Annotated in this window: 13 protein-coding genes, 2 tRNA genes and 2 riboswitches; of the genes, 10 read left to right on the top strand and 5 right to left on the bottom strand. The window is 39.4% G+C overall.

The window, feature by feature from the left end:
• Positions 1-163 precede the first annotated feature (163 nt).
• The 10 genes from HS1_RS10480 (at position 164) to HS1_RS10435 (ending at position 15,979) form a co-directional block, all read left to right on the top strand.
• The gene (locus HS1_RS10480) at positions 164-781 is read left to right on the top strand and encodes a cohesin domain-containing protein (protein WP_066065058.1); all 618 of its coding nucleotides are present in this window, start codon (positions 164-166) and stop codon (positions 779-781) included.
• Between the two features lie 208 nt (positions 782-989).
• The gene (locus tag HS1_RS10475; protein ID WP_066065056.1) at positions 990-3,770 is read left to right on the top strand and encodes a carboxypeptidase regulatory-like domain-containing protein; all 2,781 of its coding nucleotides are present in this window, start codon (positions 990-992) and stop codon (positions 3,768-3,770) included.
• A 119-nt stretch (positions 3,771-3,889) separates the two neighbouring features.
• A complete protein-coding gene (locus HS1_RS10470) occupies positions 3,890-4,444 on the top strand; it encodes a Uma2 family endonuclease (RefSeq protein WP_066065053.1) in 555 nt (184 codons plus the stop codon).
• A 51-nt stretch (positions 4,445-4,495) separates the two neighbouring features.
• Positions 4,496-4,639, top strand: a riboswitch (cyclic di-GMP riboswitch).
• A 55-nt stretch (positions 4,640-4,694) separates the two neighbouring features.
• A complete protein-coding gene (locus tag HS1_RS10465) occupies positions 4,695-9,248 on the top strand; it encodes a choice-of-anchor D domain-containing protein (RefSeq protein ID WP_156469454.1) in 4,554 nt (1,517 codons plus the stop codon).
• 118 nt (positions 9,249-9,366) lie between these two features.
• Positions 9,367-9,918 (top strand): Uma2 family endonuclease, encoded by a 552-nt coding sequence (locus tag HS1_RS10460; RefSeq protein WP_066065046.1) that lies wholly within the window; start codon positions 9,367-9,369, stop codon positions 9,916-9,918.
• A 51-nt stretch (positions 9,919-9,969) separates the two neighbouring features.
• A riboswitch (cyclic di-GMP riboswitch) is annotated at positions 9,970-10,107 on the top strand.
• A gap of 88 nt (positions 10,108-10,195) precedes the next feature.
• Positions 10,196-13,963 (top strand): Lcl domain-containing protein, encoded by a 3,768-nt coding sequence (locus HS1_RS10455; protein ID WP_066065043.1) that lies wholly within the window; start codon positions 10,196-10,198, stop codon positions 13,961-13,963.
• 18 nt (positions 13,964-13,981) lie between these two features.
• Complete coding sequence (locus HS1_RS10450) at positions 13,982-14,722, top strand: DUF333 domain-containing protein (protein ID WP_066065040.1); 741 nt, start codon at positions 13,982-13,984, stop codon at positions 14,720-14,722.
• 497 nt (positions 14,723-15,219) lie between these two features.
• The gene (locus HS1_RS10445) at positions 15,220-15,510 is read left to right on the top strand and encodes a hypothetical protein (RefSeq protein ID WP_066065035.1); all 291 of its coding nucleotides are present in this window, start codon (positions 15,220-15,222) and stop codon (positions 15,508-15,510) included.
• 17 nt (positions 15,511-15,527) lie between these two features.
• The gene (locus HS1_RS10440; protein ID WP_066065032.1) at positions 15,528-15,782 is read left to right on the top strand and encodes a hypothetical protein; all 255 of its coding nucleotides are present in this window, start codon (positions 15,528-15,530) and stop codon (positions 15,780-15,782) included.
• Positions 15,752-15,979 (top strand): hypothetical protein, encoded by a 228-nt coding sequence (locus tag HS1_RS10435; protein WP_156469453.1) that lies wholly within the window; start codon positions 15,752-15,754, stop codon positions 15,977-15,979. The genes HS1_RS10440 and HS1_RS10435 overlap by 31 nt, the downstream gene beginning before the upstream one ends.
• Before the next feature lie 186 nt (positions 15,980-16,165).
• On the opposite strand, the gene HS1_RS12900 is transcribed toward HS1_RS10435, so the two are convergent.
• From HS1_RS12900 to HS1_RS10410, 5 genes are all read right to left on the bottom strand, one after another.
• Positions 16,166-16,363, bottom strand: coding sequence for an ATP-binding protein (locus tag HS1_RS12900; protein WP_245670065.1), 198 nt, complete (start codon positions 16,361-16,363; stop codon positions 16,166-16,168).
• Positions 16,364-16,412: 49 nt separating this feature from the next.
• Positions 16,413-16,826: a hypothetical protein gene (locus HS1_RS10430; RefSeq protein ID WP_066065022.1), complete on the bottom strand. Its 414-nt coding sequence runs from the start codon at positions 16,824-16,826 to the stop codon at positions 16,413-16,415.
• 410 nt (positions 16,827-17,236) lie between these two features.
• A complete protein-coding gene (locus tag HS1_RS10420) occupies positions 17,237-17,458 on the bottom strand; it encodes a hypothetical protein (protein WP_066065013.1) in 222 nt (73 codons plus the stop codon).
• 317 nt (positions 17,459-17,775) lie between these two features.
• Positions 17,776-17,852, bottom strand: a tRNA-Lys gene (locus tag HS1_RS10415).
• A 9-nt stretch (positions 17,853-17,861) separates the two neighbouring features.
• Positions 17,862-17,938, bottom strand: a tRNA-Arg gene (locus HS1_RS10410).
• Positions 17,939-18,283: the final 345 nt, after the last annotated feature.

The raw sequence follows: 18,283 nt of genomic DNA, 5'->3' as shown, positions 1-18,283 counted from the left end.
AAAAATCCAGTATTATCAAGGGTTTTCCATCTTGACACGGATATTGAGGTAGTATATATGGCTATATAAGTTGGTATTTAAGATGTTAGTCAATTTTACAAAGTGGAAAAAGTTTTCCAAAAATATGAAAGGATTTTCCAATTATTAACCTAGGAGGTCAAAGATGAAAAAGGTATTGTTTTCCGCAGTGGTTTTAGGGTTTGTAGTGTTTTTTAGCCTTAGTGCCTTTGCTGCTACCATTGGCTTTGAGCCTGGTTCTCAAACTGTGCCAGTTGGCGAGCCAGTGAGTGTTGATTTGGTGATTTCAGGTTTGGGAGATGGAACTTCTCCTTCTTTGGCTGGTTTTGATTTGTTTATAGAGTATGACCCAACAATTTTAGCCCTTTCTGATGTCTCTTTTGGAGATCCAGATTTAGGTGATCAGTTAGATGTTCTGTTTTGGGGAATAAATGACTACGATGTGTCTACTTATGCTCCGGGCATCGAGGAAATCTTTGAGCTCTCTTGGAACCCAGCTGCTGACTTAGTAGACCAACAAGCACCTAGCTTTGTCCTAGCCACCTTGACCTTTGATACTTTAAGTGTTGGCACAAGTCCTTTGGAGATAGTTGACCCAAATCCTCCATTTGTTGCAAGCAGACTATCTGATGAATTGGGAAATGCTTTAGACTTTGAACGAGAAAGTGGTAGTGTTTCCCCTGTCCCTGTACCTGCAACTTTTATTCTTTTTGGCTTTGGTTTAGGTGGCATTGGGATTTTGAGGAGGAAGAAAAGGGGTTAAAATAGATAAAAGGAGTAATAAGCGTGAAAAAAAGAAACGTTATGTATAGGTATGATATTTTTTGGGATTTTATATGCTTTTACTCAAGAAAAATAAAGTATAAAAGCCCATCCTAGGAAAGGATTTAGAGAAAAATAAAGGGGAAACAAAGGAAGTCAGGCTGTTCAAGGCTTTCCTTTGTTAGAATTAATGTTTTTGGAGGTTAATTATGAAAAGGAAAGTTTTTTCCTTAGGTTTATCTTTTCTATTTTTATTTTTCCTAGTCATAGGAAATCTAAATGCTCAAACACCCTATCAAATGAGCCAGTATCTTCCTATGGAACAGGGTGACTACTGGGTATACTCAGGAAGTGAAGATGGAGAAAATTATACTGAAATAACGATTATAAACGGTACCGAAACAATAAATGGCATAGAAACTATGAGAAAAATAACCAATGAGGACTATGAATGTTTGGCCTGGGATGGAGAGGGACTAAAATGGTATAAAGAGGGAGAGGTAGATGATGAAGGTGACTACATGGTCTTTGATTCACCAGTACTTTTATTTCCTCTCCAAATGGAGGTAGGTCAACAGATTACAGCTTCTGTCTCTTATAGTGAATATGAAAATGGCCAGTTTGATGAAACTGGCAGTGGTAGTAGAACACTTACTTTAGTAGGTTTGGAAGATATAACTGTTCCAGCAGGCACTTTTACCAATTGTTTAAAATTTACTGAAAATATCTCTTGGCAAGAAAGTGAAGGAGATTATGGGACTATTGAAAGGACCTTTTGGTTAGCTGAAGGGGTAGGAGAGGTTAAGAGCATCTCTACAGAGACAGAATACGAACCAGAAGAAGGCACCGAAACAGAGACAAGAGTAAGAGAGCTTACATTTGCCAGTATTGGTGGAAAGACATATGGCCATGCGACCATAGGAATAATCTCTGGACATGTCTATCAGATAGATAGGGTGACCCCTATTGGAGGAGCGAAGGTTCAGGCAATAGGTGTCAGTGAAGGGGCAGGTTGGGGTCAAGCAATAACTTCATCTGACGGCAGTTATAATATCATTCTCCCCCCTGGTGACTATAAGGTTAGAGTCAGTGCCTCTGGTTATGCTAGGGAATATTACGATAATGTAACCCCTTCTCATGAGGCAAAGATCATCAATGTCACAGAAGGCTCACATATTGCTAATATTGACTTTGACCTTACTGAAGGGGGCTCAATCTCTGGACATGTCTATCAAAGTAATGGGATAACCCCAATAGCTGGTGCAGAGGTATTCGTACGCCCAAGTAAATACTTTTTTGATGAAGGTTTTTGTACCACTACTGCCTCAGATGGAAGCTATGTCATTACCGGCCTATCCCTTGGTCAATATAAGGTCAGGGCAGAAGCCCCTGGATATGCCAAATTGAGATATTATGATTCTGTTTATGGTTGGAATAATGCTACAAGTGTAATAGTTACTCCACCTAACAATACACCAAACATTGATATCAATTTGGAATTTGCCGGTTCAATATCCGGGCATATCTATGCCAGTGATGGCATTACTCCCATTCAGGTAAGTATAATAGCTGACCCGACTAGTGGAGGTTTTGAAGGTATAGGTGCTATGTCTAATGAAGATGGAAGTTATACTATAGAAGGCCTTCCTCCGGTTAGTTATACAGTAAGGATTGGTGAAGATCTTCCAGGCTGGTATGCAGGTGAATTTTATAATTCTAAGTACACCAGGAGTACAGCCGACCATGTCCCTGTTAGTGCAGGAGTTGACACTAACAATATCAACTTTACCCTTGATGAAGGAGGTTGCATAACTGGCCATGTATTTGATGAAGAGACAGGAGAACCTATAAGCGGAGTGCAGTTAGGTGCATGTTTACCAAATGGTGATGGAGTTACTCCTGCTCCTGTTACCTCTTATGATGGCAGCTATAAAATAAATTTGAAACCAGGAACTTATTATATAAATGTATTTCACACCCATGGTTATATTCCTGAATGGTACCAAGATGCTTATAATATGGCTTATGCTACTCCGGTTGAAGTTGAATTTCATAAAGAAACTTCTGGGATAGATTTCTATTTAGCAAGGCCTGGTTCAATATCTGGACATGTCTATGAGGAGGATGGGAAAACTCCCATAGCAGGTGCCAACCTTTATGCCTTCCCTGTAGATCCTCATTTAATAGGGAGTGGAGCCAACTCTAAGCCCGATGGAAGTTATACTATCAATGGCCTGCCATCAGGTAATTACGTTGTTCAGGCAATTGCCTCAGGGTATGTTATGGGAAGCAGAGATGTAAAAGTGGATTCCCCGCATGAGACACCTGACATAGATTTTACCCTAGCTGCTTATCCCTATTCACTGAAAATAGTTGGACAGCAGGTAATTGGCTCTGATGGTGGAACTGTCTTGGTTACAGATACATCAAGTGGGATTCTAGGTGCCCAAGTTGAAATCCCTGCAGATGCCCTATCAGAAAATACGATTATTGCCATCAGCGAGCTTGTAGAGGAAATCCCCCCATTTCCAGAAGACATAGTAGGCATTGGTTCACCAGTGCACTTTGGCCCAGAAGGCCTTGTGTTTAATAAACCTGTAACTATAAAGATCCCATACACAGAGGAGGACTTAGAAAATGCAGGTGTAAGTGACCCGCAAGAATTAGATGTTTATACTTTTAACACAAGTACTTTAACTTGGGAATTGGTAGAAGGCCCAAAAACAGTTGATGAAGAGAACATGTTGATTATGATTGATGTAACCCATTTCTCTATCTTTCAATTGGGTGTTAGAAAAGTAGCTATTCAGGGCGACCTCGACAATGATGGTGACATTGACCAAAACGACTTAAACATCCTCCTTACCCACCGCAATCAACCAGCAAGTGCATGTCCAGAGTGTGATATAGATGGTGATGGAGTAATCACAGTGCTTGATGCAAGAAAGCTTGTGCTTCTTTGTACAAGACCAAGGTGTGCGACGGAGTAGACGTTAAAAACGTGTAAACGTGCGAACGTAAAAAGAATACGAATTTTGTGGTATCTTGCTAGTGATGATATTTCATGATAACTTATGTTTAGTCTTCCAAGATCTACAAGGGGGCCAAAATGGATACAGCGGTGAAAAAACCTATAAAGTTCACATATGAAGATTATCTTCATTTTTCTAATGATAAGAGATATGAGATTATTGATGGGGAGATTTATATGGTTCCATCGCCAGGAGAAGCTCATCAGGATGTTTGTGCTAATCTAGCATTTGTTTTAAGGGTGTTTGTTAAAGAGAATGCTTTAGGTAAGGTTTATTTTGCCCCTTTAGATGTAGTTTTTTCAGAAACAGATGTAGTTCAGCCAGATATTATGTTTATCTCTAAAGAAAGACTAAATATTATAACAGAGAGAAATATTCAAGGTGCACCTGACCTTATTGTTGAAATTATCTCACCTTCTTCTGATGAATATAAAGACAGAGTCATAAAGAGAAAGCTTTATAGTAAATATGGAGTAAAGGAGTATTGGTTAGTAGATCTTGAGAAGAAAGAAGTTGAAGTTATGAGTTTAAAAGAAAGTGGTCTTGAGACAGTAAAAATTTATAAAAAAACAGATATTTTAGAATCTTTAGTCCTTAAAGGGATAAAAATAAAATTAGATGAAATATTTTAGAATAGTAATTTAGGAGGTTAAAATGAGCTGATTAACAAATACATATTTTGCTTTGGAAAAAGCCAAATCTACCGTGAGGTAGAGACGGAAAGCCACGGAACTTAAAAACGGTAGATGGTGGCTGTGATTAGTAAAATAGCTAATTACTAATTACTAATTACTATTTACTGTTTTAAAGTTAGCCGGGTTGCCGAAGAAGCAAAAAGGGCAATCTGGTTTTTTTATTAATAAAAGAGGGGGGGTAGAAATTATGGGAAAGGCAATTTTAAAAAAATGGCTTATTTTCTGCATATTTCTATTAATTTTTATCCCAATTCTGTTTTCCACTGCGTTGGCAGATCTTAGGGAGGGGATTGATTGTAATTGCACACATTTTGGAGATTACAAAAGGAGTCTTTCAAAGTGTAAAAATCCTGTTGATACAGGCACTATTAAATATCAGGCAGTAGTTTCAAAAAATAGTATAGAAATCAAAAAGATTTTAGATCAATTCAATTATGAAACAATATTTTACATTCCAAGAGAGAACTCTGATGGCTGGGGATTTAATCGGAAAACTGGAGAAAGGTTTGTCTACCATTACATTACTACACTTGATTCCAAACATCACCTTATTCTCTATGAGACCAGCAGTGGACATGAAATCTTAAATACTTCTAAGGACTTCTCTCCAGGCGATGATGTTGTAGTTTGTTTTAGTCCCCATGGAAACTATCTTGTTTATGGGGTGTTATCAGGCAATACAGTAGATCTTTCTATTTTTGATGCAAAAACAGGTATATTAAAATTCCAAAAAGACATCAACTTTGCCTCTCCAATCGGCTATGAGGGTGACAAATTTGGTGGTGTTGCATGGGGCTTTGTCCCTGATATAGGCTATAAAGATCCTGACACAGGAAAAACTATCTATTTTGATGCCACCTTTGCTTATGCCTATATCCCTGATGATAGTGGCACCGTTGAGTGGAATCTTGTTAATCTTTTTTCTAGCAATAATCCCATAAGGACTGTTAGCGGATTAACTGGAGGTTGTTCATGGGAATTTAGTCCTTGTGGGGATGTGGCTGCAATAAAATGTTATGGCATTACATTTTACAGGACAAATGATGGCCATGTGTTAAATCCCATAAATCCCATTAGTGAGCCTTCAGACTATCGATTAAAATCCACCCCTGACTGGCATCAGTATTATAAAGCGCCTGACTGGATTGACCTATTTGACAATACTGCTAACGATCAATGTCCTTCTGCCCCTAGTAGTACTACTGATAGTGATAGTGATGGAATCCCTGATAATGAGGACAATTGCCCTTATGTCTCAAATCCTGACCAGACAGATTCTGATGGAGATGGTGTAGGTGATGCCTGTGAAGGAGTCCAACAAATTGATACTGACAATGATGGAATCCCTGATAATATAGACAACTGCCCTGATGTGGCAAATCCTCACCAGCTAGATACAGACTGGGATGGTATAGGAGATGCCTGTGAGTTAGACCAACAACCACCAACATGGCCTTCTGGGAGTACCTTGACCGCAATTGATGTTTCTTCAACAAGTGTAAAGTTGAGATGGCCAAAGGCATCTGATGACTATGGTGTTGCAGGCTATCGGGTTTTTAAAGATTCAGAACTCTTGAGTGAACTTTCTGCAAGCGTTTGCAAACGCTTTTGGACAGGTGAATACCATTGTGATTATACTGTAGAAAACCTAACTTCACAAACACAATACACATTCAAAGTTGAAGCCTTTGATTACGAAGGGAATATGTCTTCTGATGGACCTTCTTTAACCATAGAAACCCCCTCTAATCCTCCTGAATGGCCAGAGGGGAGTTCCTTGAGGGCGGAAAATATTACTGATACAAGCTTAACCCTTATTTGGGATCCTGCTGAAGATGATGTGGGGGTAACTGGTTATCGTATTTCACAAGGAGGAAACATTATTGCAGAAGTCTCAGGAGATGTCTTGTCTTATGAAGTTACTGATCTTGACCATTGCAGTTCTTATAATTTTATGGTTGCCGCAGGAGATGAGGACAACCAGTGGACATGGGGGCCTTCACTTTCTGTAAATATGGACAAAAATGGGCCCCAATGGCCTTTTGGGAGCGAGCTTACTGTAACAGATATAACTTCTACAAGCATTGTCTTAAGCTGGCCAGAAGCAAATGATGAATGTGGAGATGTTTATTATAGGGTTTATCTTGAAGACGAAATTATCTATGGCCCACCCAAAAATTCAACACCTTGTCTCTTAGAAGAAGGAGGAATTATCATTATAAGGCCACAAACAACTCTCAATATAAGTTGTCTAAGACCTGGAACAACTTATACATTTAAATTAGAAGCCATGGATAAATTTGGGAATGTTAGTAGTGGACCATCTATTACTGTGTCTACTGAATCAGACGGTTTTTGCGATATTTATTATACAGAAAGGATAAGTGTGCTTAGTTCTGGTGAGCAATTTTTTGAAGGTATTGAGCGAGATTTCCCTCCCTGTCCCGAAAGTCCGATGCCTTCTATATCAAATCCCTCTATTAGTGCAGATGCGCATTATGTCGCATTCATTTCCAACTTGAGTAAAGACCTAGAAGGAAACTATATCATCCTTGAACCGCATGTTTATGTCCATGATAGAGTGACTCATGAAACAGAGGTGATAAAAAATGAATATGGAGTAGAAGATTATGGTGAAGAAGTAACAATCAGCGCAAATGGGCATTATGTTGTTTATAGAAGTATAGGTGCGATCATTTTGTATGATAGAATAGCAAAACAGAGATATCATATAATTAACAGTCCAAGGGTATATCCACGTGGAAAACTCTCAATTAGCCCTGATGAAAAATATGTAGTCTTTTCATCAGGTGCTGATTTTGGTTATGCAATAACGCCTGATGATACCAATACACAAGATGATGTCTTTGTTTATGATATTGAAAATGGTTCTTTAGAAATGGTATCTAAAAGAGACAGTACAATACCGGCTGTTGCAGATTGTTATAATCCTTCTATCAGTGAAGACGGCATGTACATAGCTTTTGAATGTGAATCCGGTTATCAAAATATTGGCATCTATGTATATGAACGTCCTAATAATCAAATTAAAAGAATAGACCTTTCTCCTACAGGAGAAGAGGCAAATGCTCCAAGTAAAAATCCATCTATAAGCAGAGATGGTAGATATATTGCTTTTGAATCTAAAGCAAATAATCTTGTTTCTGATGACACAAATGATGCTTCTGATATATTTGTCTATGATAGATTAACAGGTAAAATTGTAAGAGCAAGCATCTCTTCAGAAGGAGTTGAAGGAAATAATGATTCAACAAATCCTTCTATTAGTGCAAATGGCCAATTTATAACATTTGATTCTTGGGCAGATAATTTAGTCTCTGATGATACTAATCACATAAAAGATATATTTGTTCATGACCTTACAACCGGACAGACCATCAGAGTAAATCTTTGTCCTTGTGGGAGTGAAGCTAATGCTCCAAGCAGTAGGCCTGTTATTAGTGGAGATGGCCGTTTTGTTGCCTATGAATCGGATGCAACAAATTTAATACCATTACCAGAGGATACAAATGCTGCACCGGACATTTTTGTATCAAGAGTCTCTTTTCTATCAAATCAATTACCAGATATAGAAGTATCTCCATTAAGCTATGATTTTGGAACAGTAACTATCGGAAGTTCAATAAGCAAAACATTTACTATTCAAAATTTAGGCAATGTTGATTTAAACATTGATTTAATTGAACTATCAGGTTCACAATATTTTGCTTTATCAAATAATTGCCCTTCAATCCTTTCACCTCAAGAAAGTTGTGAAGTTGAAATATCATTTGCTCCATTATCTACTGATTCTGTAAATGCAACTATTCTCATTACTTCAGATGACCCTGATGAGTCAACTATTAATATTTCTTTATCAGGCATTGGTGAGGAAGTATCAACTGAACCACCTCAACTTCCTGTACCTGAAATAGATATAGTGCCTTTGTCTATTGATTTTGGAGATATAGTTGTTGAAAATTCTTCTTCTAAGACCATAACTATTAAAAACAATGGAGATGGTCCGTTAGACATTGATAATATAACAATTTCTAATACTACAGATTTTGATATGACAAATGACTGCCCAACTACCCTTGGACCTAATGAATTATGCACAGTTACTGTTACTTTTAACCCTTTATCAGAAGGTCCCAAAGATGCCACATTAACTATTCTTTCAAATGATTCTGATGAATCTTCAGTAGATGTTTCTCTTTCTGGCAATGGAATAATTTTAAAACCTGATATAGAAATAACCTTTGGAGGAAATCTTGTCTTTATTGACGTAACAATTGGCGCCTCTTCTTCTCAGCCTATAATAGTAAAAAATACTGGAACTGCAGACCTTCATATTAGCAATATTTCAATAAGTGGTGCTGCTGAGTTCACTCAGACCAATAACTGTGTAGGTACACTTGCACCAGATACCACCTGCACTATAAATGTGACCTTTACCCCCACAGGTACTGACCCTGTTTATGCAACATTTTCAATTGAATCAGATGACCCAGATGAACCTATTGTTGTTGGTTATCTATCAGGCAATGGTATTCTAGTAGGCGACCTAGATAGTGATGGTGATATTGATTTAGATGATATAAACGTCCTCCTCACCTACCGCAATCAATCAGCAAGTGTGTGTCCAGAGTGTGATTTAGATGGTGATGGGATAATCACTGTGCTTGATGCTAGGAAGCTAGTTTTACTTTGCACTAGGCCAAGGTGTGCGACGGAGTAGACGTGTAAACGTTAGAACGTGCGAACGCAAAAAGAATACGAATTTTGTGGTATCTTGCTAGTGATAATATTTCATGATAACTTATGTTTAGTCTTTCAAGATTTATAAGGGGGCCAAAATGGATACAGCAGTAAAAAGGTCAATAAAGTTTACATATGAAGATTATCTTCATTTTTCTAATGATAAGAGATATGAGATTATTGATGGGGAGGTTCATATGGTTCCATCGCCAGTGCCATATCATCAGGATATTTCTTGGAGATTAGAGTTAACTATAAGTACATTTGTAGAGAAAAATGGTTTGGGTAAAATCTATCATGCCCCTTTAGATGTAGTTTTTTCAGAAACAGATGTAGTTCAGCCAGATATTATGTTTATCTCTAAAGAAAGACTAAATATTATAACAGAGAGAAATATTCAAGGTGCCCCTGACCTTATTGTTGAAATCATCTCACCTTCTTCTGAATATAAAGATAGGGTCATAAAGAGAAAGCTTTATAGCAAATATGGAGTAAAGGAGTATTGGTTAGTAGATCTTGAGAAGAAAGAAGTTGAAGTTATGAGTTTAAAAGAAAGTGGTCTTGAGACAGTAAAAATTTATCAAAAAACAGATATTTTAGAATCTTTAGTCCTTAAAGGGATAAAAATAAAATTAGATGAAATATTTTAGAATAGTAATTTAGGAGGTTAAAATGAGCTGATTAACAAGTACATATTTTGCTTTGGAAAAAGCCAAATCTACCGTGAGGTAGAGACGGAAAGCCACGGAACTTAAAAACGGTAGATGGTGGCTGGTAATTAGTAAAATAGCTAATTACTAATTACTATTTGCTGTTTTAAAGTCAGCCGGGTTGCCGAAGGAGCAATAAAGCGGCAATTCGGCTTTTTTATCTTGAAATGGGAGAATTACTACATAAAAAGAGAAGAATTTCAGAGGAGGAATAACGATGTTTAAATTAAAATGGATTATAATTCTCATAATATTTATCTTGTTGTGGCCTATTATTTCTGTTGCACAAAAGTGGGCAAAGACTCTTGGCGGTAAAGACATTGACAGTGCTTGTTCTGTTCAGCAGACCACAGATGGTGGCTTTATTGTGGCAGGCACAACTAATTCCTTTGGAGCTGGCAATAGTGATTTTTGGGTATTGAAACTTGATGCAGGTGGTAATGTTCAGTGGCAAAAAACCTATGGTGGTGCTGAATCGGATTATCCCTCTTCCATTGAGCAGACCACAGATGGTGGTTTTATTGTGGCAGGCACAACTAATTCCTTTGGAGCTGGCAAAGGTGATTTTTGGGTATTAAAGCTTGATGCAGGTGGTAATGTTCAGTGGCAAAAAACATATGGTGGTGCTGGAAGAGATGGTGGTGAGGTAATTATCCATCAAACCATGAATGATTCTTCTGCAGACGGTTATATCTTGGCTGGTACCACATGGTCCTTGGGTGCAAGTGATGATGGCGATTTTTGGATACTAAAGCTTGATAATGATGGCAATATTGAATGGCAGAAGGCTTTTGATAGTAATAATCCCCCAGGCGATATTTTAAACTCTATCCAGCAGATTGATGATGATGGAGATGGAAGAAAGGACGATGGCTATATTGTAGCAGGCTATACTCAATCACGCAATGGTGACTTTTGGCTATTGAGGCTTAATAGAGATGGAGATGTTATATGGCAGAAGGCTTATGGACTTTATGATTATAATGAAGTTATTGATTTAAGCCCCCATGTTGATCAGGCCGCAGATGGTGGTTTTATTGTGGCTGGTTCGCCTTTTGGCCGTGGCTTTGTCTGGACATTAAAGCTTAACTCTCTTGGTGATATCCAGTGGATGAAGGGATATGGAGGAGCTGCTTTTGTCACTGATATTCAGCTGACTTCAGACAGGGGTTACATTATGGTAGGTACTATAGCAGGTTATTCATGGATACTAAAGCTTGATGAATCTGGTAATATCCTTTGGGGAAATACTTATGGAAATCCTGAGTGGTGGATGGATAGAACCCGTGATACCCTCTCTTCTATCAAGCAGACCTCAGATGGCGGTTATATCACAGTAGGTTCCACTGAATCCCTTGGCATGGGAAGTAAGGATCTGTGGGTATTAAAACTTGATGCAAGCGGAAATACCCCTTATTGTCCAGCTATATTTGGACATATTGGGAGAGTGTGGGATGTTACTCACCCTGGCCGTGTACAAATAGATACCTCAGCGATAGTAACAGAAACCAGTATATCCCCAGGAATAACCTCTGTAACACCCCTAGACACTGATGCACATGAAGGCTCAGGGTGTAATATTGTTGCCCAAAAAAGTCTTATAAAACTGCCACAGACAGGACAAATTACAAGTTATTACCCTGGAGATGATGGAAGTATGAGAAAGGGGGTTGCCTGGCCATCACCTAGGTTTATAGACAATGGAGATGGCACCATTACAGACAATCTTACAGGACTTATGTGGCTTAAAGATGCAAATTGTGCAGGTACAATAGGGCTCAATGAAGAATATAATGGCAGGATGACCTGGGAATCTACCTTTGAATTTGTAGGGGGAATAAACAATGGGACCTATAATATTTCAGCCTGTGCCTCTTATACAGCAAGTTATACAGACTGGAGAGTGCCTAATATCGTTGAGCTTGAAAGCCTCATAAATACAGAAGTAGGTGATCAGGGGGAATGGCTGGAGAGTCAGGGATTTGTAAACGTGCGATCTGTATTTATCGCTCCTGATGATTATCCCACTTACTGGTCTTCTACTACAGATGCTAATAATTGGCTATATGCTTGGCCTGTGTGGATGGATGATGGAAGAGTTTTTACAGTAGCCGAAGGCCCTCGCAAGTCTGGCTACCGTTATGTCTGGCCTGTGCGGGCTGGGCAGGGGCACTATCCTGATCCTGCTTATCCCGCAAACCTTTGGAAGACAGGCCAAAAGGCATCATATTATGGTGATGACCCTAATACAACAATTGATGAGGGAAAAGATGATGGTGGCTTAAAAAGAGGGGTTTACTGGCCGTTGCATAGGTTCACTGACAAAGGAGACGGCACAGTGATGGATAATTTAACAGGACTTATGTGGCTTAAGGATGCAGACTGCTTTGGCGCTAGACGATGGGAAGAGGCCCTTGATATAGTAGCTGATTTTAATACTAATCCAACCAATTATGATTGTGTGGACTATGATGAAAGCGCTGCTCCCTATGATGACTGGCGTCTCCCAAATCGTAAGGAGTTATTCAGTCTGATAGATGCTTCACAATATAATCCAGCCCTGCCACAACGACATCCATTTACCAATGCTGACTGGACACGTATAGATTTCTGGACATCTACTACCCATGCCAGATACACGAATCATGCCTGGTACATCTCTATGAGATATGGACAGATGGGGCATAAACCAAAGACAACTGTTTGGGGCAGTCATGTTTGGCTAGTGCGTACATTTGATGAAGACAATGATGGTATATGTGACAAATGGGAAAGAGATAATTTTGGAGGCCTTACTACCGCAGATGAGACAACGGACTTTGATGGTGATGGATTACTTGATATAGATGAATATAGAAGAGGTACCAATCCAGCTGATACAGATACTGATAATGACCATTGTGAGGATAACATTGACCCCAACCCTGCTGCTTACAGCGAAGATCCAGATGGTGATGGGCTTGGTTCAGATTGTGATAACTGCCCTAGAATAAAAAATACAAATTCTTCATCTGTCATAACCTGTGATCCCAATGGAGATGGATTTTTGAGTGATAGAGAAATTGCTCTATGTGAACAGGCAGACAGAGATGGAGATGGTGTAGGTGATGCCTGTGATGTTTGTCCTGATCTTGTTAATCCAAGACAGGTAGATTCAGATGGTGATAGGGTAGGAGACCTGTGTGACAATTGCCCAAATGTAAAGAATGGAGATACTTCATTTTTTGACATTTCGGTGACATGTAGGGATATAAATGAAGATGGAATTATAGACCTTCCTGAGATGGCCTTATGTGATCAAGCTGATACAGATGAAGATGGCATAGGTGATGCCTGTGATTTCTGTGATGCTGAGACATTGCCTGCTCGTTTTGATTGGAGAAACTATAGGGGCACAAACTGGATGACCCCTGTCAAGGACCAGGAAAGTTGTGGCTCTTGTTGGGCATTTGCAGTCATTGGATCTGTTGAGGCAAAATATAATATTGAAAGCGATGTAGTCCATATATTGGACCTTTCAGAGCAGACTCTTGTTTCTCCTTGCTTTTGGTGGGGTACTTGTGCGGGCGGCTTTCCATGGGCTGCGTTTGATTTCATAAGAGACGAGGGGGTGCCGGATGAGGCATGTTTTCCATACCGGTCATGGGACATATCTTGGTGCTGGGATAGATGTGATGATTGGAGAGAAAGGGCATGGCAGATAGATGGGCATACTACAATCTCAGGTAATGTTGAAGCGTTAAAGAGGGAGCTGGTCTGCAATGGTCCAATTGTTTCATGTGGAGGCCCAAGCTGGGCGCCTTGGGACTGGCCTGAGTGGCACTGCATAGTCATTGTAGGCTGGAATGATAATGAAAATTCTTGGATAATCAAGAATAGCTGGGGTATTGGCTGGGTAGATCATGGCTATGGATTGATACCCTATGATCATGAATGGACTAACTGGGCAGACAAGTGGTATCCATTTGGCATACATAGGCGTTAGACAATTAAGGAGGGAAAAGTGAATAGGCAAATTTTAATAATGAGGTTTTGGATATTTTTATTTGCTATCATATATATATTCAAGGGAAATGATTTTGCCTTTGCACTGAAGAATCCTGCAGCAGTTTATTGTGAGGCGCTTGGTTATGAATATATAACATTCTATGAAGAAAAAGGAATAAGAGGAGCATGCAAGCTTCCGAATAATCCTGTTGATGCATGGGATTTCCTAAAAGGGAAGGTTGCTCAAGAGTATAGTTATTGTGTAAGACAAGGATATGAAATGAAGACGATAAAAGATGCTAAAAAGTGCGCAAGTGTTTATTTAGATGAATGTGCTGTTTGTGTATTGGAAGATGGCACAGAAGTAGAGGTTACTGAACTGATGGGGTTGAACTTTGCAGAAACTGCATGCGGAGATGGAACATGTGGTCTTCCTGAAAATTACGCAAACTGCCCAGAGGATTGTCCTTCTGGGGGATGGGATGGTTATTGTGATAAAGTAAAAGATGGAATCATTGACCCAGATTGTAAAGAAGGAGAAGACCCTGATGAACAGCCTGCAATTACAGGTGATCTTGATGGCGATGGTGATGTGGATAGAGATGATTTAAATATATTGCTTGCAGATAGAAATAAAACTATTAATGATAGTGCCTGTGGAGAGGCATGTGATTTAGATGGCGATGGAGTAATCACAGTGCTTGATGCTAGGAAGCTTGTTCTCCTTTGTACTAGGCCAAGGTGTGCGACGGAGTGAGTAAAACCCAAAATCCTTGTTTGTCCTACAAGAAACCCCGCAAGTGTGCTATAATAAAGCGATTTTGAAAAAATACCTTTCACCTAAAAGGTGAAAACACACTTACGGGGGTAAGAACAATGATAAAACAAAAAAGATCTAAAGTAAAGCAAGCTGTTTTGCCATTTGTTTTAGAAACTACTTACGAAATTATCCCTGCCTGACGGCAGGCAGGACTCCCAGAGCAGGTTTAATACTATTTGGTGAATTTCTCCATGGATTAAGGTTTAATCAAAGAACAGATAAATATCTACCTCTGCCAAAAAGTGGTAGAGGTTACAAACCAAAAGACTTTATTTTACCCCTTGTGCTCATGCTTAATGCCTGTCTGCCGACAGGCAGGGAGGAGGTAGGGCTTTGAGGATATAAGAGAGATTAAAGTAGATGAAGGTTTAAGGGAATTATTATGCATAGAGAAAATACCCTCAAGTGATGCCTTTTATAGCTGGTTAAGACGGATGGGCAAAGGAAACGGGCTAAAAGCTTTAGAGCAGTTCAATAGGTTTTATTTACACAACCAGTTAAAGAGGGAAAAAGAGATAAAAGATTATACTCTTGATATAGATGCGACGGCTATTTCAGGACAAAAGAAGGAAGCAGAGATGACCTATAAAGGGTTTAAGGGATATATGCCCATAGTAGGACATTTAGCTGAAAATGGATTAGTGATTTATGCGGAATTTCGTCCCTGCCCGACGGCAGGCGGGAGGGCAATGTCGCTCCTGCAGCCAGAAACCTGGAGTTTATAAAGCAGTGTGAAAGGCAGATGCCTAAAGGCAAAAGGATAGGATATATAAGGGCAGATGCAGCCTCATATCAAGCAGAGATACTTAATTATTGTGAACAAAAGGGGATAAAATATGCTATTGGTGCCCATATAGATAAAACGGTTAAAGAAGCTATTTTGTCTATACCTGTCTGCCGACAGGCAGGAAAGAAGATGAATGGAGACCATACGAAAATAAACATATTGCCGAGACAGTCCATTGCATGGAAAAGACAAATCAGGCATTTAGGCTAATTGTGGTAAGGAGACCCTATCAGCCAAGGCTATTTGGTGAAGAAGAAATTAATTTAAAGGAAAGATATAAAGTGATAGCAACAAACCTTGATTTTGAGCCAGAGGAAGTAGTCAAAAAAATTGGGATGCCCCCAAATTTGCCTTCGGCAAACTTCACATATCCCCAGAACGTTAAGCTGTGTAAAAAGTCTAATTAAGGGTCGCAAAAAGTGGGAGAAAGAGGTAAAATACTGATAAAAAGTGGCTTAGTGTCATTGGTCATTTAAAATTCCCCAGGTAATGGACACTAGAATTCCCCACCCCCAAGGCTACCTAATCTGCGTTTTAGAGTCAATAGCCATGGGGGCTAGCCCCCATGGCGCTACCGCCTATTTTTTTGGCCATTAGTTTTCCCCACCTCCTTTTTCCATCTTTCCCTTCATCCGATAGCTCTCCCCTCGCAATAAAAATATCTCTGAATGGTGCAATAGCCTGTCTAAAATGGCTGTAGCTATTATTCCATCACTAAATATCTCTCCCCATTGCTCAAATCCTTTGTTTGAGCTCACTATAAGTGATTTGCGTTCATAACATTTACTGATAAGCTGAAATAGATGGTTGGCTGCCTTTTTATCTAAGGGTAAATAACCTTTATTTTTTATGCCACATCCACACCACCATACCCAGATTGCAGAAGGAATTGGCCAGACATAATACCACCACTACCTGAAACGCAAACGCCACAACCTGAAGTCCTTTACCTGTTCTTAATACTTCAAATACAACCCCTCCAGCCGCACAAAACAGACCACAACAGGCTGAAAAGATAGAACTGTTAAGCATCTTTTTGATTTTCCGGCTTTCTTTCAGGAAATTAAAAGGCTCAAGCAGTTTTTCCTTCAACGGCGTGCTCACATAAGCAAGCAGATAGGCCAGGAACAACCCACAGGCCGCCAGATGGAATGCTATGAGCGGATTTCTACCATACCAGAGGAGAGCAATCAAGACAGCAACAATTGCAGGAAAGTATAAAAACGGGAAGGTGGTTGTCAGTTCTTCTCTCATTAGCCTATGAATATACTAATACAGAAAAAAGGAAAAATCAGGGAATTTGTATGCCAGACGACATAGCTGATGGCACTTTCTGCGACAAAATATGCCTGTTTTTTCTTTTGGTGGATATGTTACCAAGAAGTGAACGTGGTTGCTTTCCCCATAACACTGTGGCACATCAAATTACCCCAATTAACGGGTTCAACCTCAAGCCCAACTTCTCTCAGTTTCTCTTTGTCTATCTTGCCTTCCTCATCGTAAAAACCCCTGATAATCTTGTTGACCTCCTTTTTATTTTAAAGGTTCGTGTAATCCACTCTTTTTTATGGTAATCTAAAAGCTTCTTTAAAATTCCTGGCATCTAGTATTTTCTTTTTTGGTCTTCATAGGAAGGAGAGGCACCTCCACAACCAGGTACCATTTTACTTTAAAAGCTCAAGCCTCTGTGCCCTCTTCCTCTGCTTTACCACTTCCCTTTCCACAATCTTACCCAGCACTTTCTTGTCCAAAAACAGCCTTCCGCCGATTTTTACAACCAAACCGGGATGGGTATTTCTAGAGTGCCATTTTCTCAATGTATTTGGTGAAAAGAAGCATCCTGCCTGCATGAGTGCCTGTTTGTTACAAACAGGGATAAGTTCCATTATCTCACACCTCCTTGTAAGTTTCCTTTTTAGATAAGGTTAGACAAAGATAGATTAAAGTAGAAAAAAGGGTAAATAAAACCAGTTTTTGGAACATTTTTTAGAAATCCTGTGTCAACTTTTGTGTCAACTCTATTTCATTTTACTTGATTTTTTCTAGGTTTTGGCATAAATAAAGCTACTGGATAGAGAAATTTTGAAAGGGGAAAAGGTGGCAATACTACTTAAATGCCCATCCTGCCGTACTGATCAGTCAATTAAAAACAGAATATGTATGAAATGTGGCAAAAATCTCTGCCCGATTCAAAGGGAAATTTTGGTGGGCCGTGCAGGACTCGAACCTGCAACCTACGGATTAAGAGTCCGGTGCTCTACCAAATTGAGCTAACGGCCCAATTTCTTATGGAGGGCGATAGGGGATTCGAACCCCTGACCTTTGGCTCCGGAGGCCAACGCTCTATCCTACTGAGCTAATCGCCCCGTGCAAATCATGCATATCCTTATTTCTGTGTCAACTCCTTGCGTCCCATACTGTATAAGTATTTACCATAAACCCACAATCTGTCAATCTCCAGGACTTCGTCAAAGTAATTTTAACGGAGATCTAAATGATAAGCGCAATGGCTCAATGCAGAATGCAGAATGCAAATTGAAAAATGCAAAATCGCCTTCTGTCAAATTGGAACGTTAGCACGTTAGAATTGGGAATTAGGAACTGGGAATTGGGAATTTCTATTTTCTATTTTCTGTTTCCCGTTTCCCTTTCCTTCTTTTCCTTCTTTATGCGCGTTAACACGTTTACACATTGACACGTTTACATGTTAG

The organism is Candidatus Desulfofervidus auxilii (assembly GCF_001577525.1).
GTDB classification, from domain to species: domain Bacteria; phylum Desulfobacterota; class Desulfofervidia; order Desulfofervidales; family Desulfofervidaceae; genus Desulfofervidus; species Desulfofervidus auxilii.
The sequence above is the reverse complement of the archived record's forward strand: the minus strand, read 5'-3'. Positions and strand labels throughout refer to the sequence as shown.